Source organism: Thalassolituus sp. LLYu03, assembly GCF_050507655.1.
GTDB lineage: Bacteria > Pseudomonadota > Gammaproteobacteria > Pseudomonadales > Oceanobacteraceae > Venatoribacter.
On the sequence record NZ_CP191496.1, the window covers coordinates 394,542 to 419,692 of the forward strand.

The 25,151-nt window shown below is 57.8% G+C and carries 23 protein-coding genes; 7 read left to right on the forward strand and 16 right to left on the reverse strand.

The features are described 5' to 3' along the window. Positions 1–311: 311 nt before the first annotated feature. From ACQUQU_RS01855 to ACQUQU_RS01870, 4 genes are all read left to right on the forward strand, one after another. Positions 312–1,205 (forward strand): DMT family transporter, encoded by an 894-nt coding sequence (locus ACQUQU_RS01855; RefSeq protein WP_430461545.1) that lies wholly within the window; start codon positions 312–314, stop codon positions 1,203–1,205. Positions 1,206–1,281: 76 nt separating this feature from the next. Next, positions 1,282–1,887 carry an LPP20 family lipoprotein gene (locus ACQUQU_RS01860; protein WP_430461546.1) on the forward strand — a complete coding sequence of 202 codons (606 nt, stop codon included), beginning with the start codon at positions 1,282–1,284 and terminating at the stop codon, positions 1,885–1,887. 27 nt (positions 1,888–1,914) lie between these two features. Next, on the forward strand, positions 1,915–3,111 hold the full coding sequence (locus ACQUQU_RS01865) for a flagellar assembly protein FlgT (protein ID WP_430461547.1): 1,197 nt from the start codon (positions 1,915–1,917) through the stop codon (positions 3,109–3,111). A gap of 95 nt (positions 3,112–3,206) precedes the next feature. After that, positions 3,207–4,037 (forward strand): DMT family transporter, encoded by an 831-nt coding sequence (locus tag ACQUQU_RS01870; protein ID WP_430461548.1) that lies wholly within the window; start codon positions 3,207–3,209, stop codon positions 4,035–4,037. Positions 4,038–4,047: 10 nt separating this feature from the next. Here the strand turns inward: ACQUQU_RS01870 and ACQUQU_RS01875 are convergent, their stop codons facing one another. The 10 genes from ACQUQU_RS01875 to ACQUQU_RS01920 all read right to left on the reverse strand — a co-directional run bounded on the left by ACQUQU_RS01875 (position 4,048) and on the right by ACQUQU_RS01920 (position 16,124). Then, complete coding sequence (locus tag ACQUQU_RS01875; protein WP_430461549.1) at positions 4,048–5,559, reverse strand: SpoVR family protein; 1,512 nt, start codon at positions 5,557–5,559, stop codon at positions 4,048–4,050. Next, complete coding sequence (locus tag ACQUQU_RS01880; RefSeq protein ID WP_430461550.1) at positions 5,556–6,839, reverse strand: YeaH/YhbH family protein; 1,284 nt, start codon at positions 6,837–6,839, stop codon at positions 5,556–5,558. Before ACQUQU_RS01880 ends, ACQUQU_RS01875 begins: the two co-directional genes overlap by 4 nt. A gap of 27 nt (positions 6,840–6,866) precedes the next feature. Next, entirely contained in the window at positions 6,867–8,789 is a 1,923-nt protein-coding gene (locus ACQUQU_RS01885; protein ID WP_430461551.1) for a PrkA family serine protein kinase, read from the reverse strand. A 304-nt stretch (positions 8,790–9,093) separates the two neighbouring features. Beyond that, complete coding sequence (gene glpE, locus ACQUQU_RS01890) at positions 9,094–9,414, reverse strand: thiosulfate sulfurtransferase GlpE (protein WP_430461552.1); 321 nt, start codon at positions 9,412–9,414, stop codon at positions 9,094–9,096. Next, positions 9,411–10,235, reverse strand: a complete 825-nt coding sequence (locus ACQUQU_RS01895; protein WP_430461553.1) for a symmetrical bis(5'-nucleosyl)-tetraphosphatase — start codon at positions 10,233–10,235, stop codon at positions 9,411–9,413. The genes glpE and ACQUQU_RS01895 overlap by 4 nt, the downstream gene beginning before the upstream one ends. 60 nt (positions 10,236–10,295) lie before the next feature. After that, the gene (gene apaG / locus ACQUQU_RS01900; RefSeq protein ID WP_430461554.1) at positions 10,296–10,679 is read right to left on the reverse strand and encodes a Co2+/Mg2+ efflux protein ApaG; all 384 of its coding nucleotides are present in this window, start codon (positions 10,677–10,679) and stop codon (positions 10,296–10,298) included. Continuing rightward, positions 10,679–11,512, reverse strand: a complete 834-nt coding sequence (gene rsmA, locus ACQUQU_RS01905; protein ID WP_430461555.1) for a 16S rRNA (adenine(1518)-N(6)/adenine(1519)-N(6))-dimethyltransferase RsmA — start codon at positions 11,510–11,512, stop codon at positions 10,679–10,681. The genes apaG and rsmA overlap by 1 nt, the downstream gene beginning before the upstream one ends. Then, positions 11,505–12,488, reverse strand: coding sequence for a 4-hydroxythreonine-4-phosphate dehydrogenase PdxA (pdxA, locus tag ACQUQU_RS01910; RefSeq protein WP_430461556.1), 984 nt, complete (start codon positions 12,486–12,488; stop codon positions 11,505–11,507). Before pdxA ends, rsmA begins: the two co-directional genes overlap by 8 nt. Continuing rightward, complete coding sequence (locus tag ACQUQU_RS01915) at positions 12,485–13,765, reverse strand: peptidylprolyl isomerase (RefSeq protein WP_430461557.1); 1,281 nt, start codon at positions 13,763–13,765, stop codon at positions 12,485–12,487. Before ACQUQU_RS01915 ends, pdxA begins: the two co-directional genes overlap by 4 nt. Beyond that, positions 13,755–16,124 carry an LPS-assembly protein LptD gene (locus tag ACQUQU_RS01920; RefSeq protein ID WP_430461558.1) on the reverse strand — a complete coding sequence of 790 codons (2,370 nt, stop codon included), beginning with the start codon at positions 16,122–16,124 and terminating at the stop codon, positions 13,755–13,757. The genes ACQUQU_RS01915 and ACQUQU_RS01920 overlap by 11 nt, the downstream gene beginning before the upstream one ends. Before the next feature lie 260 nt (positions 16,125–16,384). Between ACQUQU_RS01920 and ACQUQU_RS01925 the strand changes: the two genes are divergently transcribed. From ACQUQU_RS01925 to djlA, 3 genes are read left to right on the forward strand one after another with little or no spacing between them, the layout of a single operon-like run. Continuing rightward, positions 16,385–17,437, forward strand: coding sequence for an aminoglycoside phosphotransferase family protein (locus ACQUQU_RS01925; RefSeq protein ID WP_430461559.1), 1,053 nt, complete (start codon positions 16,385–16,387; stop codon positions 17,435–17,437). After that, positions 17,434–18,132, forward strand: a complete 699-nt coding sequence (gene murU / locus ACQUQU_RS01930; RefSeq protein WP_430461560.1) for an N-acetylmuramate alpha-1-phosphate uridylyltransferase MurU — start codon at positions 17,434–17,436, stop codon at positions 18,130–18,132. The genes ACQUQU_RS01925 and murU overlap by 4 nt, the downstream gene beginning before the upstream one ends. After that, positions 18,132–18,944, forward strand: a complete 813-nt coding sequence (gene djlA / locus ACQUQU_RS01935; RefSeq protein WP_430463005.1) for a co-chaperone DjlA — start codon at positions 18,132–18,134, stop codon at positions 18,942–18,944. Before murU ends, djlA begins: the two co-directional genes overlap by 1 nt. Before the next feature lie 27 nt (positions 18,945–18,971). Here djlA and ACQUQU_RS01940 read toward each other — a convergent pair whose 3' ends face one another. From ACQUQU_RS01940 to ACQUQU_RS01965, 6 genes are all read right to left on the reverse strand, one after another. Continuing rightward, positions 18,972–19,769, reverse strand: coding sequence for a substrate-binding periplasmic protein (locus tag ACQUQU_RS01940; protein ID WP_430461561.1), 798 nt, complete (start codon positions 19,767–19,769; stop codon positions 18,972–18,974). 75 nt (positions 19,770–19,844) lie between these two features. After that, positions 19,845–21,263: a D-arabinono-1,4-lactone oxidase gene (locus ACQUQU_RS01945; RefSeq protein ID WP_430461562.1), complete on the reverse strand. Its 1,419-nt coding sequence runs from the start codon at positions 21,261–21,263 to the stop codon at positions 19,845–19,847. Positions 21,264–21,265: 2 nt separating this feature from the next. Next, a complete protein-coding gene (locus ACQUQU_RS01950; protein ID WP_430461563.1) occupies positions 21,266–21,577 on the reverse strand; it encodes a c-type cytochrome in 312 nt (103 codons plus the stop codon). A gap of 246 nt (positions 21,578–21,823) precedes the next feature. Then, entirely contained in the window at positions 21,824–22,639 is an 816-nt protein-coding gene (locus tag ACQUQU_RS01955; protein WP_430461564.1) for a divergent polysaccharide deacetylase family protein, read from the reverse strand. Next, positions 22,640–23,962: a S41 family peptidase gene (locus tag ACQUQU_RS01960; RefSeq protein ID WP_430461565.1), complete on the reverse strand. Its 1,323-nt coding sequence runs from the start codon at positions 23,960–23,962 to the stop codon at positions 22,640–22,642. A 61-nt stretch (positions 23,963–24,023) separates the two neighbouring features. Beyond that, positions 24,024–25,151 carry a murein hydrolase activator EnvC family protein gene (locus ACQUQU_RS01965; RefSeq protein WP_430461566.1) on the reverse strand — a complete coding sequence of 376 codons (1,128 nt, stop codon included), beginning with the start codon at positions 25,149–25,151 and terminating at the stop codon, positions 24,024–24,026.

The window sequence follows — 25,151 nt, forward strand, 5'->3', positions numbered from 1 at the left end:
GGATTCTTGCCCATTCCTAATTGGCTATTTATGCTCTGTACCTGATCCTGATTGTCTTGAATTGACCAATTGAACGAATCACCTATGTCCGTCATCCGACTGAATATGTCCGTCATCCGACTGCAACCAATCTGTCCGACACTGCGAGCGCCTCTCTGCGTCAACGCTGAGCTGCGAGCTGCCGTGCGTACGGGTATGCGGTCGGAGTCGTCGGACAGGTAACAGGATCCGGACGAGAAAAGGCCGCCTTACTGCGGCCTTTTTTGTGCCCGCAGTAAGGCATTGTCTGGCAGTTAACGAGGAGTACCACAATGCCAGTTGCAGTTGCGTATCTGGGGGTTGTTTTTATCTGGTCGACGACCCCGATCGCCATTCAGTTCAGCCTGCAGGGGCTGGATTTCTTTACCGCGGTCAGTCTGCGGATGTGGATCAGTGCCGCGCTGTCGCTGCCACTGCTGTTCATCATGCGCCAGCCACTGGCGCTGAACCGTCAGGCGCTGCAAAGCTACCTGGCCGGAAGTCTGGGGATTTATGGCGCCATGATGGCGGTGTACTGGGGGTCTCCGTTTATTCCGTCCGGTCTGATTTCTGTGCTCTATGGCCTAAGCCCCATGCTGTCCGGTGCGCTGGCCTGGTTCTGGCTTGGTGAGCGGGAGCTGACCCGTGGCCGTATTCTGGCACTTTTGCTGGCACTGGCCGGTCTGACGCTGGTGGTGGTCGGGCGTTTGTCGCTGGATGCGGGCAGCTGGCGCGGCATTCTCGGCACACTGGTGTCCGTGCTGTGCTTTGCCGGCAGCGCCGTGTGGGTGAAACAGGTGAACGCCGGCCTGCATCCTATGGTGCAGACCAGCGGAACCCTGTGGGTATCGTCGCTGGCGTATCTGCTGACGGTGCCTTTCTTTGGGGTGCATATTCCGCAGGACTGGTCGACGGTGTCGCAGGCCGGCCTGGTGTATCTGGTCCTGTTCGGTTCGCTGCTGGGCTTCCTGCTTTACTTTCACGTCCTTAAATTATTGCCGGCCTCCCGGGTTACCCTGATTACGCTGATGGCACCGGTGCTGGCGGTGTTCTGGGGCTACTGGCTGAAGGATGAGCGACTGGCGACCAGCTCCATCTTTGGTGCTGTGCTGCTGCTGGCCGGACTATCACTCTATCAGTGGCATCAGTGGCCCGACCGTCTGCTGGGGGCGAAAAAGCCGGTTTGAAGAGCGAATCATCCTAAACATTTGCCCGTCGCTGCCGACAACGTCGTTAACAAGACGTCGTAGTTTGGAGACAGGTATGAAATGGTCATTCACGGCAGCTGTGGCTGCCACATCCGTTCTGTGGTTACAGGGTTGTTCCAGCGCACTCATCGAAGAGGAGAGTGTGGCCGATGAACCAGAGGCCTTTTTTCAGCCGGTTGAGCAGGAAGTCGATCCGATTGCGCCCATGATCCTCCGCGTTGTGGGCTATGGCGCGATGGATGAGGACAAAAAGAAAAGCGAAGTACAGCGTCGTCTGATGGCCATCCGGGCATCGAAGATGGATGCCTACCGCTCCATGGCAGAGCGCGTGTACGGCACCTCCATTCAGGGCAGTACCACAGTGCGGGATATGGTTGTGCAGAACGACCGCTTCCGCACTTACGTCGAAACCTATATGCACGGTGCCCGTGTTGTGACCACCGACGTCATGCCGGACGGCAGTGTTGAGACCGTGCTGGAAATGGTCATCGATCAGGGCTTCCGTAACTGTCTGCAGACCATGGATAACCAGCGCTTCAATGTCGACTGCCGTGCACCACTTGGTGGTGTGCCGGGTGGCAGCAACTTTGCTGCGAGTCAGCGCCAGCGCGTGCAGTCTGAAGCTGCGATGCCAGAAAGCGGTTTTTACTTCATCGAATAATCTGCGTTGCAGACAAAGGAGAGCGCCATGCGCAGCCTCATTCTTCTGTTGACCCTGATGAGCACACAAGTGCTTGCCATCACGGTGGAAGTGACCGGCACGGCGCCGTTGGTGGGCGCGATTTCTTACGCCCGTGAGCAGGCGCTGCAGGATGCGATGCGTCAGGCGAGTCTGCGTGCCGGCGCCCAGATCAGCAGCACTCAGCTGATGAACAAGGGCGTGATCGAGCAGGACGATGTTCAGGTCCGCACTCAGGCGGAACTGAAAAATGTGCAGGTGCTGTGGGAAGACCAGCACAACGGCCTCTACGAGGTGGCGATCCGGGCGGACGTGAAACCGGAAGCCATGTGTCCGGCCAGTACCCAGAAATACCGCAAGGCAATTGCCGTGGCGGGATTTGGTCTGGCGAATCCGGTGCAGGCCAGTGTTGGTCAACTGCAGAATATTGAACAGGATTTGCCTCGCGTGCTGGTGAATACGCTGAACGGTCGTGGTGCTGTACATGCCCTTGATGCTACCCGTACCAGTCTGTATCAGGATCCGCGCCGGGCTCCTTCCGCCGAAACCGCGCAGCAGCGCCTGACCACCTCCGTTGCGCTGGCAACGGAACTCGGCGCTCAGTATGTCGTGTCCGGTGTCGTTCGTGATCTGGCCATGGTGGGCGAGGCCGAGCAGGACATTCATCAGGCGCCATCGGAGGCAAAATGGCTGAGCCTGTTTGGGGTTGAACCGACGTCCCATGATCGCCGCTTTGTGATGGACGTCTACGTTCATGATGGTCTGAGTGGGGCTATGTTGTTTCAGCGCAGCTATTCCACCGAAGGCGAATGGACGCGTTCACGCACCGAACGCACTGGCTTTGCGTCGCCTCAGTTCTGGAATACAGACTATGGTCAGGAAGTGCGCGAGTTGCTGGTCAGCGTGGTCGACGATGTCGACGAGGTATTACGGTGCCAGCCATTTATGGCACGCATTGTAAAAGCCCGTGGCAACCGTCTGCATATTGAAGCCAGTGCCGGCGCCGGTATTCGCCCAGGTGATAAATTTCAGGTCTACAGAACCGGTACTTTTTATAATCTTGACCTGGAACCCCGCACCGAAATAAGCGATATGGCTACGGAAGTAGTAGTTAAGCAGGTACAACCGCAATTTATTATTGCCGAGATGAAATTAAGCGCCGAGCATCTGGCGATTCAGCGTGACGATCTGGTAATTGCCTGGTGATTGCCTGGTAATGCAGCGACTGATAGCCTGCGCATTTTCCAACGCAGATCTGGCAATTGAATCAACAACACCCCGTTATTCGTGCAGCAGGCTGGATGGCCGCTGCACTGTTCTCGTTTATTTTGATGGCCGTTGCCGGGCGTGAACTGGCGGGCCAGATTTCTACCTTTCAGATTCTTTTCTTCCGCAGTGCAATCGGCGTTGTGCTGATAGGCATTCTGATCTGGATGACCGGCGTTTCGCAGTTAAAAACGACCAGAATTAAAGCGCATTTAGGACGAAATTTTGCACACTTCGCCGGTCAGTACGGCTGGTTCTATGGTCTGGGCGTTATTTCGCTGGCTGAAGTGATTGCGCTGGAATTCACAACACCCGTATGGACGGCCATTCTGGCGGCTATTTTCCTGCATGAGCGACTCACGGCTGCCCGCTGGATGGTGCTGGTGTTTGGTATTGCCGGGTTGTTTCTTATTCTGCGCCCGGGAGCCGGTGTGATCCATCCGGCGGCGCTGGCTGTGCTGGCGGGGGCGGCGGGTTATGCCTGCTCCTATATTTTTACTAAATCCCTGTCTGCCACAGAAACGCCACTGAGCATTCTGTTTTACATGACCTTGCTGCAGTTACCGCTCGGCTTTTTTCCTGCGCTGGCCGATTGGAAAACGCCCGAGGGTGATCAGTGGCTATGGGTTGTGGTGGTCGGTGTCAGTGCATTAACGGCTCATTACTGCATGACGCGCGCATTCCGTCTGGCGGATGCCGGCGTGGTGGTGCCGATGGATTTTCTGCGCTTGCCATTAATAGCAGTGGTTGGCTATCTGTTCTACAACGAGGCTTTGGATCTCTGGGTGTTGCTCGGAGCGGCCCTGATGTTCAGCGGTAACCTGATTAATCTGCGCGCAGAGCTGAAACGTCTGCGCGCACATTAATCCCGTCAGATCAGCCCGGTACTTTCATATCCGGGCAGCTTTGGCGTTTGATCAGGCGGTCGTCTTTGTAGGTTTCCAGATGGATGTCAAAGCCCCACAGGAAGTGCAGGTGCTTCATCACTTCGTGCGTATCGCCTGACAGCGGCGTTCCATTCTGCATGGTGTGCCGCAGCGTCAGTGAACGGTCGCCCTCGATTTCGACATGAGTAATCTGAATGTTGGGTTCACGCACCGAAAGGTCGTACTGGCGGGCCAGCATTTCCCTGACTTTTCGGTAGCCGGCGTCGTTATGGATGGCTTCCACCTGATACTGATTTTTTTCGTCATCGTCATAGATGCTGAACAGGTGGAAGTCCCGCATCATTTTTGGCGACAGAAACTGCTGAATAAAGCTTTCGTCTTTGAAGTTCTTCATGGCGAAATGCAGTGTTTTCAGCCAGTCGGAACCTGCGATATCCGGAAACCACTCGCGGTCCTCGTCGGTCGGTTCCTCGCAGATGCGTTTGATGTCGCGGAACATATTGAATCCCAGCGCATACGGGTTGATGCCGCTGTAATACGATGCATCAAAGCCGGGCTGGAAAATCACGTTGGCGTGTGACGACAGAAACTCCATCATAAAACCATCGGTCACTTTGCCTTCATCGTATAAATGATTGAGCAATGTGTAGTGCCAGAACGTCGCCCAGCCTTCGTTCATCACCTGAGTCTGACGTTGTGGATAAAAGTACTGGGATATTTTACGTACAATCCGGATCAGCTCGCGCTGCCACGGAGCAAGCAAAGGGGCGTTTTTTTCCAGAAAATAGAGAATATTTTCCTGAGGTTCAGACGGAAATTTACGCCGAGACTTCTTGTTTTCTGATTTGTTCTGTTGTGCTGGCAGGGTGCGCCACAGGTCATTGACCTGTTGCTGCAGAATGTCTTCCCGCTCTTTTTGGCGCATTTTTTCATCGGCAGCGGAAATCGGCTTCGGCCGGCGGTAACGATCAACGCCGTAATTCTGCAAGGCATGACAAGCATCCAACACTTGTTCAACCTCTTCCTGACCGTAGCGCTCCTCACACTGGCGCACATAGTTTTTGGCGAATACCAGATAATCAATAATAGAACCGGCGTCCGTCCAGGTGCGGAACAGGTAGTTGCCTTTGAAAAACGAGTTATGCCCGTAGCAGGCATGGGCGATCACCAGTGCCTGCATCGGCATGGTGTTCTCTTCCATCAGGTAGGCAATGCAGGGGTTGGAATTAATCACAATTTCATACGCCAGCCCCATCTGGCCGCGCTGATATTGCTTCAGTGTCTGCAGAAACTGTTTACCGTACGACCAGTGGTTGTAGCCAATCGGCATACCGACAGAGGAATAAGCATCCATCATCTGTTCGGCGGTGATGATTTCGATCTGATTCGGGTAGGTATCCAACTCATACAGTTTGGCAATACGACCGAGTTCACGGTCGTAGGTCTCCAGCAATTCGAAGGTCCAGTCGGAGCCGGTCGACAGATAGTTGCGCTCAGTCATACAGCCTCCTGATACCTGTCTTTGGCAAACAGCTCACGGAAAACACCGTAGATGTCGGCCGCGTTGCGGATTTGCGCCATTGCGAAATGATGCGGATAGCTTTTCAGCAGTCCTGTGTAGGCTTCCCACAAGGCCTGATGCTGGTTCGGGGTAATTTCGATGTAGGCGAAATACTGCACGGCGGGCAGCAATTCGTCGTTAAGGATTTTGGCGCACTGAGGGGAATCATCGTCCCAGTTATCGCCGTCGGACGCCTGTGCGGCGTAAATGTTCCATTCGCTGCTGTTATAGCGCTCGTCGATGATTTCCTGCATGAGTTTCAGCGCAGACGAAACAATCGTGCCGCCGGTTTCGCGCGAGTAGAAAAAATCCTGTTCGTTCACTTCTTTCGCGCTGGTGTGGTGGCGGATAAACACCAGTTCGATGTGTTCGTAGCTCTTCTGCAGGAACAGATACAGCAGGATATAAAAGCGCTTGGCGATGTCTTTGATGTCTTGCGTCATAGAGCCGGAGACGTCCATCACGCAAAACATTACAGCCTTACTGCTTGGTACCGGCACTTTAATCTGACTGCGGTACCTCAGGTCCAGCTCGTCAAGGAAAGGTACTGTCTTCAGTTTTTTCTCGATCAGTGCCAGCTGCTCAAGCAGGGCCAGTACTTCCGGACGCTGGTCGTCATCCGTTGGATTCAGCGCGGCAAGTTCAGCCTGTAGCTCTTTCAGCTTTTTGCGTTTGCCTATGGTCATGCCGATGCGGCGGGCGTGAGCGTTGCGCAGCGAGCGCACCACCGACAAATTGTTGGGAGTACCTTCTGACACAAAGCCTGCGCGACGGGTTTTGAACTCCCGCGACTGGCTCAGGGTTTTCTTGATCATATTGGGCAGGGCGAGATCGTCGAACAGGTACGTCAGAAACTCCTCTTTGGTGAGATAAAACGAAAATTCGTCCTCGCCTTCACCCTGATTACTGGCTTTGCCGGAACCGGAGCCTCCGGCTCCGCCCGACTGAGGTTTATCCAGTAAATCGCCGGTATTGAACTCCTTATTGCCAGGGAACACCCGGTGCTGTTTACCACCGGGGCCATGGCCAATGACAGGTTCGTGCGTATTGCGCGTCGGGATGCTGATCTGTTCACCGCGCTCCATATCGGTAATGGAGCGGCGGTTGACGGCGTCTGTCACAGCATCTTTGATGTGAGCCTTATAGCGGCGTAAAAACCGCTGACGGTTCACCATGCTTTTGTTCTTTCCGTTCAGGCGCCGATCTATGATGTACGACATAGACTTCCCCTTTTACTCTGTGCCGGATCACTGCGATTTGCGTACGCGTAAATACCATTCCGACAGCAGCCGTACCTGTTTCTCGGTGTAACCACGCTCGATCATACGATGCACGAAATCGTCGTGTTTCTTCTGGTCGTCGGACGAGGATTTGGCCGAGAAGGAAATAACCGGCAGCAGATCTTCGGTGTTCGAGAACATTTTCTTCTCAATAACCGCACGCATTTTCTCGTACGACTGCCAGCTTGGGTTGTTGCCGTTGTTGTTGGCCCGCGCACGCAGCACGAAGTTCACGATCTCGTTACGGAAATCTTTCGGGTTGCTGATACCGGCGGCTTTTTCAATTTTCTCCAGTTCTTCGTTAATGGCGGCACGGTCGAGCATTTCGCCGGTTTCCGGATCACGGTATTCCTGATCCTGAATCCAGAAGTCGGCGTAGGTGACGTAGCGGTCGAAAATGTTCTGACCGTACTCGGCATAAGATTCCAGATACGCCGTCTGAATTTCTTTGCCGATAAAGTTCACATATTCGGTGGCCAGATGCTCTTTGAGGAAGTTCAGATAACGGTCGTGGGTTTCTTCCGGAAACTGCTCCTGCTCAATGGCCTGTTCCAGAACGTACAGCAGGTGTACCGGGTTGGCGGCCACTTCTGTTGCATCAAAGTTAAATACTTTCGACAGTATCTTGAAGGCAAAGCGGGTGGAAATACCGTTCATGCCTTCGTCGACGCCGGAACTGTCTTTGTATTCCTGCATCGACTTGGCTTTCGGGTCGGTATCTTTCAGATTCTCACCGTTATACACCCGCATTTTTGAATAGATGCTGGAGTTTTCCGGCACTTTCAGGCGGGAGAGTACGGTGAATTTGGCCAGCATTTTCAGTGTGTCCGGTGCACAGTGTGCGGTCGACAACGAGCTGCCAGCGAGGAGTTTTTCGTAGATTTTGACTTCTTCATGCACGCGCAGACAGTAAGGCACTTTAACTATGTACACGCGGTCGAGAAACGCTTCGTTGTTTTTGTTGTTGCGGAATGCCTGCCACTCCGATTCGTTGGAGTGCGCGAGAATAACGCCTTCAAACGGAATAGCGCCCATGCCTTCGGTGCCGTTGTAGTTGCCTTCCTGTGTGGCGGTCAGCAGAGGATGCAGCACCTTGATCGGCGCTTTGAACATCTCCACGAATTCCATCAGGCCCTGATTGGCCCGGCACAGTGCGCCGGAATAGGCGTAGGCATCCGGGTCGTCCTGCGAGAAATCTTCGAGTTTGCGGATATCCACTTTGCCGACCAGCGACGAAATATCCTGGTTGTTTTCATCACCCGGTTCGGTTTTGGCAACGCCGATCTGATCGAGAATGGAAGGGTAGAGTTTGACCACTTCGAATTTACTGATATCGCCACCGAATTCGTGCAGGCGTTTTACCGCCCAAGGTGACATGACACGACCCAGATAACGGCTTTGAATACCGTAATCTTCTTCGAGAATCTGCGCGTCTTCTTCCGGATCAAACAGCCCCAGCGGTGATTCAAACACCGGTGAACCTTTAATGGCGTAAAACGGAATGCGCTCCATCAGGTGTTTCAGCCGTTCAGCCAGAGAGGATTTACCACCGCCCACAGGGCCCAGCAGATACAGAATCTGTTTGCGCTCTTCCAGCCCCTGCGCAGCGTGGCGGAAATACGCGACAATGTTTTCAACGGCTTCTTCCATGCCGTAGAACTCAGAGAATGCGGGGTAGCGTTTAAGAACTTTGTTGGAAAATATGCGGCTTAAGCGCATGTCTTTGGCGGTGTCGATCAGCTCAGGTTCACCGATCGCCATCAGCATCCGCTCGGCGGCGGTGGCGTATACGGATTTGTCCTTTTTACAGAGCTCGAGGTAGTCCTGCAGGCTCATGACCTCTTCCTGAGTGGCCTGATACCTGTCTTTGTAACGGCTGAATACGCTCATAGTTCACCTCTCCGTTAACCTGGGTCAGGGTAGTTCGTTGTTGTTTGTTACATAAAAATCCGTTGTTTAATTCGTATCGGGTTTATTCAGTATGGTCCAGGCGGTGAAGCCTGTGCCAGTGGTTATTGGGTTCCGGTGAAAAATTTCTGCGCCTGTCAGAAAAGTGCCGGATCAGTCAGGAACATGCATTCACCGTGCCTGATGAGTGAGGCACTGAGACTAAAGGTGGTGAGCCGGCCGGGCAGCGGGCAATAAAAAAGCCCGCATTGGCGGGCTTTTTCTGCAACCGGTAAGGCGCGGTCTGTCAGCTGTGTTCGGTCAGATCGGGAAACGCCATCTTCCACATTTCGGCGCCGCCATCGAGGCTGTACACCTCGTCGTAACCTTGTGACGCAAAGAACTGGGCCGCGCCCTGACTGCTGTTACCGTGGTAACAGCACACCAGCAGAGGCTGGTTCTTTGGCGTTGCAGCCATAAATTCCGCCAGATTGTCGTTATCCACGCGCTGGGCGCCCTGAATATGACCGGCCTGAAAGCTCATGGCATCGCGGATATCGGCGATGCTAAGGTTGCCTTGTTCCATCAATGCTTTCGCATCGCCTGCTTTAATACGCTGAAAACTCATGGGTTTTTCTCCGCTTGGGCCGGCACCCGGAACCATTGCTGATCCTCGAGGCGCAGGGCTGACAATTGTCCGCCCCAGACACAACCTGTATCCAGAGCAAATACGTTCGGTACGGTGACCTTTCCTTCCAGTGCTGCCCAGTGGCCGAATAACAGCCGGGTATTGGCCGCACGGCGGTTAGCGACGTTGAACCAGGGCACATAGCCGTCCGGAGCGGTATCCAGACCTTCTGTGCTGATCAGATCCAGTTCGCCGCGGGTGCCGACAAAGCGCATGCGGGTCAGGTAGTTCACGATGGCCCGTAACCTGTCCATGCCGCGCAGGCCTTTTTGCCAGCGATCCGGCTGATTGCCATACATGGCCGCAAAAAAGGCCGTGCAGTCGTCACTTTGCAGTACCGCTTCCACTTCCTGCGCCAGACGACGGGCTTTGCGCGCGGTCCAGGCGGGCGGAATGCCGGCGTGGCTCATGCACCAGCCGCGTCCTTCGTCCAGCACGACAAGTGGCTGAAAACGCAGCCAGTCGAGCAGTTCATCACGGTCGTCTGCACCAAAGATGGGCGCCAGTGTATCATTGGCCCGCTGGTGTTCGCCGCCGTAGTGCACCGCCAGCAGATGCAGGTCGTGATTGCCCAGTACCACTTTCGCCCGGTGGCCGAGCGACTTGACGAAGCGCAGCACGTCGAGCGATTGCGGACCGCGGTTGACCAGATCGCCGGCCAGCCACAACTGATCGTGCTGCGGATCGAAGCGGCACTCGGCGAGTAAACGCTGCAGGGCTTCGTGACAGCCTTGAATATCACCGATTGCGTATATTGGCATGCAGTGGGTTTTCCGTCGAGTCAGTCGTTGTCTGATGGGGCCTGTAAACGAACGTCGGGTTCAGTTCAGCGCGTTCGGTGTCGCCAGTGTAAACACCGGGATACTGGCGTGAAACAAAGTGCCGTCGTCCGCTTCCATCACGTAGTAACCGCGCATGCTGCCCACGCGGGTAGCGAGCACGGCGCCTGAGGAGTAGCGGAAGGTCTCGCCCGGTTCAATGGTAGGCTGTTCACCCACCACGCCTTCGCCTTTCACTTCCTGCACTTCGTTATTGCCGTCGGCAATAAACCAGTGGCGGGTACGCAGCGTAGCGCCCTGATCACCGTGGTTGTGAATGCGGATGTGGTAAGCGAATACGAAGCGGTTGTCTTCCTCGACCGATTGCTGATCGAGGTATTCCGCTTCCACTGTTACTTCAATGCTGTCGCTGAGCGCGTCACTCATCAGGCGTCTCCCTGTTGGCCGTGCAGCAGATCATATACGGCATCGGCGATGCGTACATACTCCGGCAGACTCAGGCGCTCGGGACGCAGCGTGGTGTCGATGCCGATGGCCTCCAGCTGCTCAGCGCTGATCAGGTTCTTCATGGTGTTACGCACGGTTTTACGGCGCATGCTGAAGGCTTCTCGCACCACGCGCTCCAGCGTCTTCACGTCTTTCGCCGGGTACGGCAGGTCGTCGTACGGACGCAGGCGCACAATCGCCGAATCCACTTTCGGCGGCGGGTTGAACGAGCCTGGACCCACAATAAACAGCGGCTCTACCTTGCAGTAGTACTGCGCCATGATGCCCAAGCGGCCGTAGTCGGAGGTACCGGGCCCGGCGGCTAAGCGGTCGACCACTTCTTTCTGCAGCATAAAGTGCATGTCCTGCACGATTTTATGGTGCGCCAGAAAATGGAAAATCAGCGGCGTGGAAATGTTGTACGGCAGGTTACCGACAATGCGCAGCTGCTGACCCGGCTTGAGGATGGTGTTGAAGTCGAACTTCAGCGCGTCACCTTCGTGAATGGTGAATTCCGGGTAATTAAAAAACTTGGTGCGCAGAATCGGGATCAGGTCGCGGTCGAGCTCGACGACGTCGAGTTTGCCGCAGGCTTCCAGTAGCGGCTCGGTGATGGCGCCCATGCCTGGGCCGATTTCAACCAGCGCATCGCTGTGTTTCGGATTGATGGCGCGCACGATTTTGTCGATCACATGGTGATCGTGCAGAAAGTTCTGGCCAAAGCGCTTACGGGCTTTGTGGCCGTGCGCTTGCGGAATGTGTTTGTCAGTCATGATTGGCTGCCATTTGCAGAGCAACGTCGATGGCGGTCAGCAGGCTGCCACTGTCGGCCTTGCCGCTGCCGGCGAGGTCGAGGGCGGTGCCGTGATCCACCGAGGTGCGGATAACCGGGAGTCCCAGAGTAATGTTAGCGGCGCGGCCGAAACCGTGAAATTTCAGCACCGGCAGTCCCTGGTCGTGATACATGGCGAGGGTGGCATCAGCCCCCTGCAGATGTTTGGGTGTGTACAGCGTATCCGCCGGCAGCGGCCCGCTTAAGTGCATGCCTTCGGCACGCAGTTCGTTCAGTGTCGGGATGATCACATCCAGTTCTTCGCGCCCCAGATGGCCGTCTTCGCCGGCGTGAGGGTTCAGGCCCGCCACCAGAATGTGCGGCTGGCTGACGCCAAAGAAGGTGATCAGATCCTGATGCAGAATGCGGGTCACGCGCTTGATGCGCTCGGGGGTAATGGCCGCCGGCACGTCTTTCAGCGGTAAGTGGGTGGTCACCAGCGCCACGCGCAGGTCGCTGGTGGCCAGCATCATCACCACTTCTTTTACGCCGCAGTAATCGCGGAAGTATTCGGTATGGCCACTGAAGCTGATGCCGGCGTCATTGATGATGCCTTTGTGCACCGGCGCAGTGACGATACCGGACCAGCGTTTATCGAGTGCGCCCTGCACCGCCACGCGCAGGGTTTCCAGCACGTAATGGCTGTTGGCCACGTTCAGCGTGCCGGCCTGTGCCTGCGCCTCAAGGACAACCGGGTACACGCACAGTTCGCCAGCGGCGGACGGGCGCGCGGTCTGAGCGTCGTCGAGCAGGCGGATGGTCAGTGGCAGACCCAGTTGCTGAGCTCTTTGTTCAATCAGCGCCGGGTCAGCGATCACCACCAGTTCGCAGTCGTGCGCTTGTTGGGCAATCTGAATGCACAGGTCGGGGCCAATGCCGGCAGGTTCGCCGGCGGTAATGGCAAGGCGGATCGTCATGGACGTTCCTTGATGTCGACGTAAGCTTCGGAGCGGATCTTACGCAGCCAGATTGGCAGCTCTTCTTCGAAGCGGCGGTTATACAGCACGTTGCGCACCTGATTGCGCTGGTTCTCGGCGCCAACGTCGGTCTGACGACGGCCCTCAACCTGCAGTACGTGCCAGCCGAACTGGGTTTCGAACGGTGCGCTGATGGCCCCTTCGGCGGTGTCTTTCATAGTGGCGTCGAATTCCGGCACCATGTCACCCGGATTCACCCAGCCCAGATCGCCGCCGCTGGCGCCACTGCCCGGATCGTCGCTGTATTGCTTGGCCAGAGCGGCGAAGTCTTCACCGGCCTGCAGGCGTTCGTACAGCTGGTTGATCAGCTGTTCGGCATCGCGCTGATCACGCAGTTCGTTGGTGCGGATCAGGATATGACGGGTTTTGGTTTGGGTGATGAGCTGGGTGTTACCACCGCGCTTATCTTTCAGCTTCACGATGTGAAATCCGCTCGGGCTTTTGATCGGGTCTGACACGTCGCCGATGTTCAGTTTCGGCACCACAGGGGCAAAAATGCCCGGCAGCTGAGCTTCTTTTTTCCAGCCCAGATCACCGCCATCCAGCGCCGTACGGCCGCTGGACTCGGCAATTGCCAGCTGGCGGAAATCGGCGCCTTTGCGCAGACGTGCCACCAGATCGCGGGCTTTCTGTTCGGCGTTTTTCAGATCGGCCGCAGAGGCGTCGTCCGGCACGGCAATCAGAATATGGCCCAGCTCGTATTCGGCAGCGGAGGTCATCTTGCCCAGATCAGAAGCGAGGAAGTAGTCGACGTCCTGATCGGTAATCTGGATGCGCTCACCGACCTGAAAGCGCTGCACGCGGGAGATGCGCATCTCGTCGGCGATCTGCTGACGCGCCACGGCAAAGGACACACCTTCGCTTTCCATCGCTTTGCGGAACTGGTCGAGGGTCATTTTGTTCTGGGCGGCGATGCGGCCCAGCGCTTCGTTCAGCTGGGCGTCACTGATGCGGATACCGCCGCGGTCAGCCATCTGCAGTTGCACGCTTTCGAGGATCATGCGTTCCAGTACCTGAGTGCGCAGGACATCGTCGGCCGGCATGGCGTTGCCTGCGTTCTGATGACGGATCTGATCCATGCGCTGCTTCAGTTCGCTCTGCATAATGATGTCGTCATCGACAACCGCAGCAACTTCGTCGAGCAGTTGCGGGGCGGCCGTGGCCTGAAGACTGCTGACGGCCAGCAGGGTACTGAAAAATAACGTTTTAATAGTCATGGTATTGTCGTCTTGAGTATCCGGTAATGCCTTCACTGATGATGTCGTCGGTGCCGCCGCCAAAGGTGCTCAGGCCTTTGAGCTGAATGCTGAGCATAAAGCCGTAGCGTTTGTCCGTGGTGTATTCCGTGCTTTCGCTGTCGGTTGGCGAGGTCTCGCGGTACACGAACTGCAGGCGCCAGCAGCAGTTCTGATATTCGAAGCCGGCCAGCGCTTCCAGCACCGGGCTGAGCGGGCGCCGTTCGTCGGCATCGTAAGAGCGCAGGTCGCGCAGCTGACGGCCGACCAGCGCCCAACGGTCAGTCAGCGACCAGAAGAAACCGGCGTCGAGCTGACGCGTCGTGGTATCGACGGTTTCTGTGCTGCTGTTCCAGATCTGCACAGTGTTGGTGGACAGATTGAGGAAGCGGTTATTGCTGTTCTCAAAGCGCACACCGTAACGGCGCTGACGGGCGAAGTCTTTGTACACATCCCATTCCAGCGTGTGGTAGAGCGACCAGTGCTCATACGGGTTCCATTCGACTTCGCCGAGTGTGCTCGATACCGCCTGTTCATCGGCGGACGGCACTGAAGTGCCGGTCAACTGCACCAGACGGTCGTCGTTGTACCAGATGCGGCCGACACTGGCGCGGAACTGTTCGAGGCCGGCACCGTTAATAAAGCGGGTCGTCAGACCGGCGCTGACCTGATCCAGGTCGGCCAGACGGTCGCCACCGGTAAAGCGGTCGCCGGTAAACAGGCTGGCGTAAGTGACCGTAGTGCGGGTGCTGTCAAAGTTCGGAATCTGGTTCTGATCTTTGAGGTACGGGCTTTTCACCCAGAACAGACGGGGTTCCAGCGTTTGCTGGTAATCCTGACCGAACCACTGAAATTCACGGTCAAAGTACAGACCGCCGTCCACACTGTAGCGGCCACTGCCGTGGGCCGGGCTCAGCTCGAAATCGTCGGCGATGGTGTCGTCGGCATCGGTCAGCTGGTAGGCGCGGTAGCGGTATTCGGCTTTGGGCGTCAGGAAACCGAACGGCCATTCCATCGGGTAGGCGACCGTAGTGTCGGACAGCATGCGGTCGCCGTTCAGGGCAGCAAAGCCCGTCAGGGTCTGGGCGCTGCTGTCGATGATGGCGCTGTCTTCCCGATTGAAGCGGGTGGCCTGCAGCTTCTGCGCAATCAGCCAGTCGTTGACGGTGGCCTGGCTGTAACCGAGGTTCAGCTGCGGAATGCGACGGTACGGACGGTTGGCGAGGGTGATGGTGTCATCAATGGTCTGGAAGCTTTCGGCGGTGACGTCGAAGTGCCAGTCGTCCTGATTCCACAGCACCACGCCGCGGCGCGGCAGGTGGGTGGTGCGGTCGATGGCGCCGGCCGGTTTCATGTCACTCAGGTAATCGGAATCGCTGACGTGATTATACACCCAGTGGTGTTCCCAGCCCTGACCGAAGGTGCCGTCCTGACGGACGTTCATGCCCCAGCGTTCTTCATTCTCGGTGGCGTCTTTATTCAGGTAACCGTAGTTCAGTTCGCCATCACCGAACCATTCGGTTTTGTGGCGGAACTGAGATTCCCACAGCATGCCGCGGTCGAGAATGTGGTGGGCGATGATGGTGGCGTCGGCGTTGGGGGCAATATTCCAGTAAAACGGAATCTGTACGTCTTCGGCCTGCCCGTAACCGTTGATGGTAAAGCTTGGATCAAGGAAGCCGGTCATGCGCTGATCGCCGATCGGGAAACGGTAATACGGCACATACAGCACAGGCACTTCGGCTACGCGCAGACGGGTGTGCCAGGATTCGCCGATGCCGCTTTCCTGATCCAGATGCAGTTCACTGGCTGCCAGATCCCAGTCGTTATGGCCCGGCTCACAGAAGGTAAAGGTGGCGTCGGTCAGATCGATGCGGCCTTCTTCGCTGGTGTCGATTTGCCCGGCGGTGCCGCGGAAATGGCGGGACGGTACGGAATATTCGGCACCGTAAAAACTGACGTTACCGCTTTCCTGATACAGATCGGCGCCATCGCCTTCCATGACCAGATCCGGGGTGGTCAGCGACACATTGCCGCGGAATTCACCATAGCCCTGACTCTGATACCAGCGTGCTTCGTCGGCGCGCAATTCGCGGTCGGCCTGACGCAGCAACACTGAACCGGTCAGCACAGAATCGCCGTTTTTCTGCATCACAGAACCGTCGGCTTCGGCTTCGATCTGACCACCTTCCACCGGCGTAATGTCGGGGGTGCGGTAATTACCGTGGCAGAACTCGGGCAGGGCATCCTGTTCTTCGGCACTCAGCTGATCTTTCGGATACCAGCTGAGCGGGTGTTGGCCGGAGGTTTCACCGGCCAGAACGGGCAGGCTGACAGCCACTGCCAGGGGCAGCAGAGCGTGTTGGAAAATCCTGTTCCGGACGGGAGCGCAACGCCGGTTTTGGGGTCGAATACGAATCATGTGCGGCTCTAGCGCCTATCCAAATCGAGTGTGTTATCTTAACGCCAGAATCCGCACAACAGGCGTCCGAATGATTCAGAGGCCTGTTTAGGAGTCTGCGGAGAGACCGCAGGTTCCCTGAAGAACCGGGGCGACACAAAAGCGCCCAATTCTAGAACGACTAACCCTGAGAGGCCAGCATGGATCAGCGGCGGGAAGATCTCGCGCAATGGGCTGCGGCAATGATTCGCCAGCACGCCGACTACGAAGTTAAAACCGATATGACCATGGTATCCGGCGATGCCAGTTTCCGCCGGTACTTCCGTCTTCATTATTTAAACCACAGCTGGATTGCCGTCGACGCGCCGCCTGAAAAGGAAGATAACCCGCGTTTTGTTGCCGTGGCCCGCGCCTGGCGCGACCATGGCGTGGCCGTGCCTAAGGTCATTGCGCACGATTTCGAGCGTGGTTTTATGCTGCTGGAAGATTTTGGCGACCAGCTGCTGTGGCCGGCGCTGCATGCCGACGGCCTGGATGAACGGTCGGTGATGGCGCTGTACGAAGACGCCATCAGCCAGCTGCTGCACCTTCAGGGATTACCGACCGGGCAACTGCCGGCCTATGACGCCGAACTGCTCGACCGTGAAATGGCCCTGTTCCGTGACTGGCTGTGTATCGAGCAACTGGGCATGACGCTGTCCGACAGTGAAGACGCCCTGCTCGCCAATACCTTTGCACTGCTGAAGCAGAACGCACTGGCACAGCCTGTGGTGGCCGTGCACCGCGATTACCATTCACGCAACCTGATGGTCCGTGCCGACGGTTCGCTGGGGGTGATCGATTTTCAGGATGCGGTAGCAGGTCCTGCCACTTACGATCTGGTGTCGCTGCTGCGTGACTGTTACGTGCGCTGGCCGTCGTCGCTGGTCGAAGAGCTGGCCGCCAGTTACTGGCAGCAGGCACGTCCGCTGGGCATTTACCTGGGCGATTGGGCCCAGTTCCACCGCGATTTCGATTTCATGGGCATGCAGCGGCATCTGAAAGCGGCCGGTATTTTTGCCCGGCTGAATCTGCGCGATGGCAAGACCGGCTATCTGAAGGACATTCCGAACACCTGCCGTTATCTGCAGGATGTGAGTGCCCGTTATCCGGAGCTGGCCGATTTTCATCAGTGGCTGAACTCGGTCTTCATGCCGCAACTGGCGAATCTGCCACCGTCTGCCGACAGCACCCGCGACAGCAGCGCCGAATGAAAGCCATGATCCTGGCGGCGGGACGCGGCACCCGCATGGCGCCGCTGACCGATCATTGCCCGAAGCCGCTGTTGCCGCTGGCCGGCAAGCCGCTGATTGTGCATCACATCGAAAAGCTGGTGGCGGCGGGCATTACCGATCTGGTGATCAACCACGCCTGGCTTGGCGGCATGCTGGAAGAACGGCTGGGTGACGGCTCGGCCTTTGGTGCTTCTGTGCAGTGGTCGCCGGAGCCGCAAGCGCTGGAAACCGGCGGCGGCATCGCCAACGCCTTGCCTTTGCTCGGCGACGAGCCCTTCCTGCTGGTGAATGGCGATGTCTGGACCGACTGGTCGTATGCCTCGGTGCACCGCGTCTCGCTCGGTGCGGATCTGGCCCATCTCTGGCTGGTGGATAATCCGCAACACAACCCAAACGGCGACTTCGTGCTGGACGGTGCGCGCGTGCGCAATCCGCAGCAGGAGGCCGTTGCCCATGCTCCGCGCCTGACGTTCAGTGGCATCAGTCTGCTGCACCCGCAGCTGTTTGCCGGGTGTCCGGCCGGTGCCTTTCCACTGGCGCCTTTGCTGCGCCTGGCAATGGACAACGACAGCGTCGGTGGCGAACGGATCGCCGGCCGCTGGGTGGACGTCGGCACGCCGCAGCGCTTGCACGAACTGGAGCAGTACCTGACGGAGCCGGAGCGTTCGCTGTGATGAAAATCTGGTTCGGAAAAATCGTCGGTGCTTTTCTGGGCCTCGCCAGCGGCGGACCTTTTGGTCTGTTGGTGGGCGCGTTTGCCGGTCACCTGCTTGATCAGGCACTCGGTAAAATTCTGCTGGGCCCGGACGCAGCGGCGACGCCCAACAAACAAGGGCAGGTGCAGCAGGTCTTCTTCCGCGCGACCTTCCGGGTGATGGGGCGTCTGGCCAAAGCCGATGGCCGGGTCAGCGAGGAAGAAATCAACGCGGCCTCCAACATCATGGAGCAGATGGGGCTGAACGACAGTCAGCGCCAGAACGCCATCCGGTTCTTTACCGAAGGCAAACATCCCGATCTCGATCTGATGCCTGACCTGAACCTGCTGCGCAATCTGTTTGCCCAGCGCGCCGGGCTGGCGCAGATGTTCATCGAGATTCAGCTGATGGTGGCCTATGCCGATGGCCGGCTGTCGCTGGAAGAACGTCGTCTGCTCGACAAAATCTGCAAAGCGTTGGGTATTTCCGCGTTTCAGTTCGAATGGATTAACGGCCGCGTGCAGGCGGCGATGAGTGGCGCGGGTAAGCGTCATGGCGGTGGCCAGTCGCAGGAAACCCAGCTGCGTAACGCCTACGCTGTGCTTGGCGTGAAAGCCGATACCGGCGATGACGAGTTGAAAAAAGCCTACCGCAAACTGATGAGTCAGCATCACCCGGACAAGCTGGTGGCCAAAGGTCTGCCGGAAGAAATGATGAAACTGGCCAAAGAAAAAACGCAGGAAATCCAGACCGCCTACGATCTGATCCGCAAGAGTCGCGGGCAGAAATAACGCTGCACCCGCCGGCCAGGTAAATCCTCAGCGTGAATTCAGACACTGCCCGCCGGCGAAACAGAACGTGGCGTACGGCCAGTAGTCGTGCTGATACAGCGCTGCTTTGACGCTGCCATCGTCGATCATGGTTTTCAGTGCCTGACGCAATGGGGCAACCCAGGGTTCGTGCGCCGCAGCATGGCTGACGTACAGCCCGGCTTTGACGTTGAACAGCGGCAGGGCAATGCGCACCTGACGGCTGTCGATGCCGGCGGTATACATGGCGTACAGCAGCGAGTGTTCGGTACTGGCCATGGCCGCCAGCCGTCCCGACAACAGCATTTTCAGCCCTTGTTCGACGTCGGTGACCGGGGTACGGACGATGCCATTGTGCTGATCAAACACCGGACCGTATTTGGATCCGCGCACGTGCCCCACCAGTTTGCCGGCGAAATCATTCAGTGACGTTACCTCGCGGGCGGTTGCTGTGGTCACCACCACAATCCGCTCTTCGGCAATATTGCCCAGATTCTCGCCAATCTGATCCGCCGCCGGACTGACGAACATCACCGCCACATCGGCGCTGCCGCCGGCAATGCTCTGAATCACACGCGGATAGGGCTCTGGCCGGTTGGTGTAGGGCACACCCGCCCGTTCAAACAGGGTTTTCTGGAAATCGACCAGCATGCCGGTCATGGGGGCGTTGTCGTGCACTATGCCCCAGGGCGTCACAGTCGAGGTCGTGACCCGGGCAACAGACGGCGTGTCGTCAGCGAGGGTGGGCGGCGCGGTCAGGCAACCGGCGAACAGCAGGATCAGCAGCCGGTTGTGTCGGGTCAGCATAGCAATACAGGGTTCCGGGTGGTCAGTCCCGCACCCTGACGGTGCGGGCCGCCCAGTGTAAGCGGGCTGAAATTGTCAGACAACTCCCAGCGTGTAGCGCAGGTGGTCGTTCAGGAAGCGGCCTTGCGGGTCGAGTTCCTGACGGATTTTCAGGAAGTCACCGAAGCGTTCATAGCGACCGGCGAACTCGTTGGCCGACAGTGTGTGGATCTTGCCCCAGTGCGGGCGGCCGTCGTACTTCCAGAAGATCGGCTCAATAGCGGCAAAGTACTTTTTGTAGTCCTTGTCGTGGAAGTTGTGGCAGCTGATGGAGAAGCCATCGCGCTTGTAAAACGGGCTCAGCCACACGTCATCGCCTTTGATATATCGCGCCTCGATCGGGAAAATGACCGGAATATTCTGCTTTTTGATGGTCTGCAGAATTTCGCGCAGGCATTGCGGGCCCACTTCCGCCGGTACTGTGTATTCCATCTCGTTGAAGCGGATGTCACGCAGGTTGCCGAAAATCTCATGCGAGGCGCCGTAACGGGTTTCCGGTTCCACACCGCTGGCGCCAAAGTTCACCAGCCAGCTGCGGGCAAACGGCATGTAGTCGATCAGGTTCGACATCATGCGGAAAGCTTCATAGGCGTCGCCGCTCGGCTCTGCCTGATCCGCCGGAATGTCCGCCGGGTCGATTTTGTCGATGGCGATACCGAGCATGTAATCGCTGTGCGGCAGGGCATACATCTCATAGTGGCGGTGAGCGTCGCGCAGTTCTTCCGCCCGTTCCAGACCTTCTTCTTCCGACATCATCCAGCTGTACTCTCTCAGGTAGTACGCCTTGTCGGTTTTGATGCGCGCCTTAGTCACCACACCGAGACAACCTAAGTTGTTGCGCACGGCGTTGAACAGGTCGGTATTTTCGCTGGCGCTGCAGCTGAGTTTGTCGCCGGCGGCGCTGATCAGATGCACTTTCTGCGCGTGGGTCGACAGGGTGCCCAGCTCTTTACCGGTGCCGTGGGTGGAGGTGGCGAGCACGCCGCCGAACGCCTGCGTATCGATATCGGACAGGTTGATGGTCGACATATCGTGGGTCCACAGGTCTTTACCCAGCTGCGACAGACGGGTGCCGGCCAGAACGTCGACCTCGAGTGCGTCTTTATCGACATTTTCGATGCCACGCAGACGGGCCAGCGACAGCAGCGTCTGGTCGGTCGGAACCAGACCGCTGAAGCTGTGGCTGGAGCCGACACAGCGGATGTTCTGGGTGGCGTTGCGAATGATGTCGGCCACCTCGTCTTCGCTTTTCGGAATCAGGCGTTCGTTCGGCTGGCAGTGCTGGTTACCCGACCAGTTGCTCCACGGCAGCACGCGCTTGCCGTCTTTGCCGATGACACCCGGATTTTCCGGTTTGACGGTTTCGCTGCAGCCGGCGGTTCCGGCGGCGACCAGCGCGGCACCGGCGCCTTTCAGCAGGTTGCGGCGGCTTAAGCGGACTTTATCGAGATTCATAGTTACAGCTCCTGCTTGGCCATGTAGCGGATGATGTTTTCCAGATCTTCTTCTGAGCACTCAGCACAGGTACCCATAGGCGGCATGTTGCGGATGCCATTGATGGCGTGGTTGACCAGCACATCGATGCCCTGATCCATGCGGTCATCCCATTCGCGGGTAAAAGCCTGAGGAGCGCCGGAAGCCTTCACGGCATGGCAGGCGGTGCAATAGAGATCGTAGAGTTCTTTGGTGTAATCGTCGGCAGCGCTGACACTGACTGCGGTGCTGAAGGCAGCAACGGCAAGCAGGTTGCGGGTGAGTGTTCTTATCATTGTGACCCCTCCGGAAACTGTGAAAAAGGTTACTCAATTCGGAACGATGGTACAAGTATTGCGGTAAGGCCAGAACCGAATTTACACCCCTTGACGCTCACGGCCGGACGAAGCCGCCATTGCCCCACCCGATGGCCAGGGCAGGGGGAAACGGGTTGGAAGTGCCGGTCAGTAGTGCCGGTTCGTATGGGCGTGTGCAGGGCTGTGCAAAGGCGCGGCGGCGACAAGCCGCCGGGGCCGGTTCGATCAGGGGCGAAGGGCAGGAACGCTGCTGTTCAGCAGGTAACGCGACGACGGCAGATCCGCCGGAGCCGCCAGACGTTGCCAGAGGCGGGTACGCAGATGCTCTTCCACGCTGACCAGGCGCACGCCGCGGCTTTCGAGTTGCGGCAACTGCGCCGCCAGAAAGGTCAGGGTCTGCGGATACGGGTGGCCAATCAGCACCGCGTAGCCGCGGCTTCTGGCCAGCGACAGCGCGTGTTCGTACTGTTTTTTCAGCGCTGCTTCCTGCGTGTCGTTGTCGAGAAACACGTCGCGCTCCAGCGCCGGAATGCCCGCTGAGGACGCTTGCTTCAGAGCCACGCTGGCCGGACTGGTGAGGCTGTCGACAAAAAACAGCCCCTGCTGGCGGGCAATATCCATCACCCACTGCATGGCGGCTGGCTGCTGGGTCAGCAGACTGCCCATGTGGTTGTTCATGCCCTGCACGTGCGGTACGGCCTGCAGATCGTCGAGCAGTACCTGCTGCAGCCGTTGCTGATCCATGTCCATGGTCAGGCCGCCGGGCCCCAGCCGGTTGCCGTGCTCATTGGCCATCGGCGCGTGCAGCATGATGCCGTGACCGCGGGCAAAGGCGGCTTCCGCCAGATGGGCGGCGTGCGGGGTATGGGGAAGAAAGGCGAGGTTTACCGGCGCGGGCAGAGCCACGGCGCGTTCGCCGAGCGTGCGGTTGTTGCCGATGTCATCGATGATCAGCAGCAGTTCGGCAGCCCGGGCGGGCAGGCAGATAACCAGCAGAAACAGCAGCCGCGTCAGCGGCTGCAACAGGGACCAGCGGATCAATCAGGACTCCGGACGGGGACTCAGAATCGCTACGCCGCGCAGCAGGGTATGGGCTTCATACAGCTGGAAGTCGCGCTTGAGAATGTCGCTGGTCAGATCGGTTTCTTCGCCACCGGCCGCTTCCGCTTTAGCATCTTTGGCTTTGTCGGTCGGATTGCTCAGGTGGCCGGGCAGATCTGATTCTTTGTAGTAACGCTGCTCTGCGGTGGTTACTTCGGCCTGCTCAACCCAGATATCCGGCTTGATACCCTGTGCCTGAATCGAGCGGCCATTCGGGGTGAAGTAGCGGGCCGTGGTCAGTTTGATGGCGCTGTCTTCGGTGATCGGCAGCACGCTCTGAACCGAGCCTTTGCCGAACGACTGGGTACCGACGATAACCGCGCGCTGATGATCCTGCAGAGCGCCGGCCACGATTTCAGAGGCCGATGCCGAGCCGCCGTTAATCAGCACCACGGTCGGAATGGTGCCAGCCGGGGTGTGCTGGGTCGCCGAATAGCTCAGCTCTGAGCTGGCAGCACGGCCTTTGGTGTACACAATCAGGCCCTGACTGATGAAGCTGTCGACCACTTCCACAGCGGCATCCAGCACGCCACCCGGGTTATTGCGCAGGTCGAGGATGATGCCGTTGAGCTGGCCGTCGTGGCGCCAGTTGTCGATGGCCGCCGCCAGTTCGCCGCCGGTATTTTCCTGGAACTGGGTAATACGCACGTAGCCGATGTCGCCGCTGAGTTTTTCGGTGCGCACACTGGCGACCTTAATTTCGGCGCGGGTCAGGGTGTAGGTCAGCAGTTCTTTTTCGTTTTTACGGCGGATTTCCAGTGTGATGTCCGAACCAGGAGCGCCACGCATTTTTTCCACCGCATCGTTCAGGCTCATGCCCATGACGGCTTCACCGTCGAGGCTGACGATCAGGTCGCCGGCCTGAATACCGGCTTTCTGAGCCGGCGTATCGTCGATGGGGGTGACCACCAGAATCAGACCGTCCTGCTGGCCTACTTCTATGCCCAGACCACCGAATTTACCTGAGGTGTTTTCCTGCAGATCGGAAAAGGCATCCGGCTGCAGATACGCCGAGTGCGGGTCGAGGGAGGTGAGCATGCCGTTAATGGCGTATTCGAGCAGGGTTTTGTCATCCACTTCTTCAACGTAGGAAGAGCGGATGCGCTCGAAGATTTCGGTGAAATTACGCAGTTCCTGCAGCGGCAACTGGCCGGCGCTGGCCGCCGTTTTTGCCGGTTGGGTTTCCGCCAGCGCCGCCGGCGCTGCAAAGAATGAGGTCAGGGCCAGAGCGAGCAACAGTCGGGGAGTGCGCAGAGTGAACATAGGCGGTTAACCGGGCCTTTTTATGTAAATGCGTTAAGGATGGCACAAAAGTCAGAATAACTCACTGCCGTTTCAGCCACACCGCAGGGTCCTGCGGGCGGCCCTTGTAACGGATTTCAAAATACAGATTCGGTTCCTTAAGACCGCCACTGTGACCGGCGGTGGCGATGACATCGCCCTGATTCACCCAGGCGCCAACACCGCGTTGCAGGGTTTCGTTGTGGGCGTACAGGCTGAGGTAGCCTTCGCCGTGGTCGATGATGGTGATCAGACCAAAACCGCGCAGCCAGTCGGAATACACCACCCGGCCATGATGCACGGCGTGCACCGGTGAGCCTTCCATGGTGCTGATCAGCCAGCCTTCCCAGCGCGACAGACCGTCGTCGTTGCGGCTGCCAAACCCTTTGTTAACGCGGCCGGCCACAGGACGTGGCAGCTGACCTTTAAGGGCGGTGAACGGACGGGCGTCGTTCTTACGCGGGCTGTTGACCAGCAGGGTCTGTACTTCGGACAGCAGGTTTTCCAGCCGTTTACGGTCGGCCTGCTTCTGCGCCAGACGTTGCTGGCTGTTTTTCATGTCGGCATCGAGGCGCGCCAGCAGCTGCGCCTGCTCGGCTTTGCGGGCCGACAGGCTGCGGTTTTCGGCCAGCAGATTCTGTTCGGTCTGCTGCAGGCTTTTTTCCTGTTCGCGGATCAGTTCAGCGATGTGCTCAAGGCGTTCAAGTTCGGCCAGTATCTGCTGAATTTGCTCAATGCGGGCGACGTTGAAGTAGTCGAAGTAGCGCAGCATGCGCTGCGCCTGTTGCGGGTCGTTCTGGTTCAGCAGCAGCTTGACCGGACCTTCATTGCCGAGCCGCTGAGCGGCGCGTAACTGATCGGCCAGATGCGTTCTGTGCTGAGTCTGAAGCTCACGGAGCTGTCCTTGCTCCTGTCTGAGCTTTTTTAGGCGTTCTTTCTCCTCCGCCAGTTTGCGGCGGGTATCGTCGATCTGTTGGGTCAGCGCGGCGATGTCTTTATCGGATTTGCGCAACTGATCGTTGAGCTGGCTGAACTCGTCTTTGGCGCTGTTCAGCCATTGCTCCAGCTTGGCGATTTCGCTTTTTAACGCTTCGAGTTTCGCTTCGTCATCCGCTTGCACCGGTGCGCACAACAGGGCGAGTACAACCCCGCCCAGCAGCAGAGGTTTCAT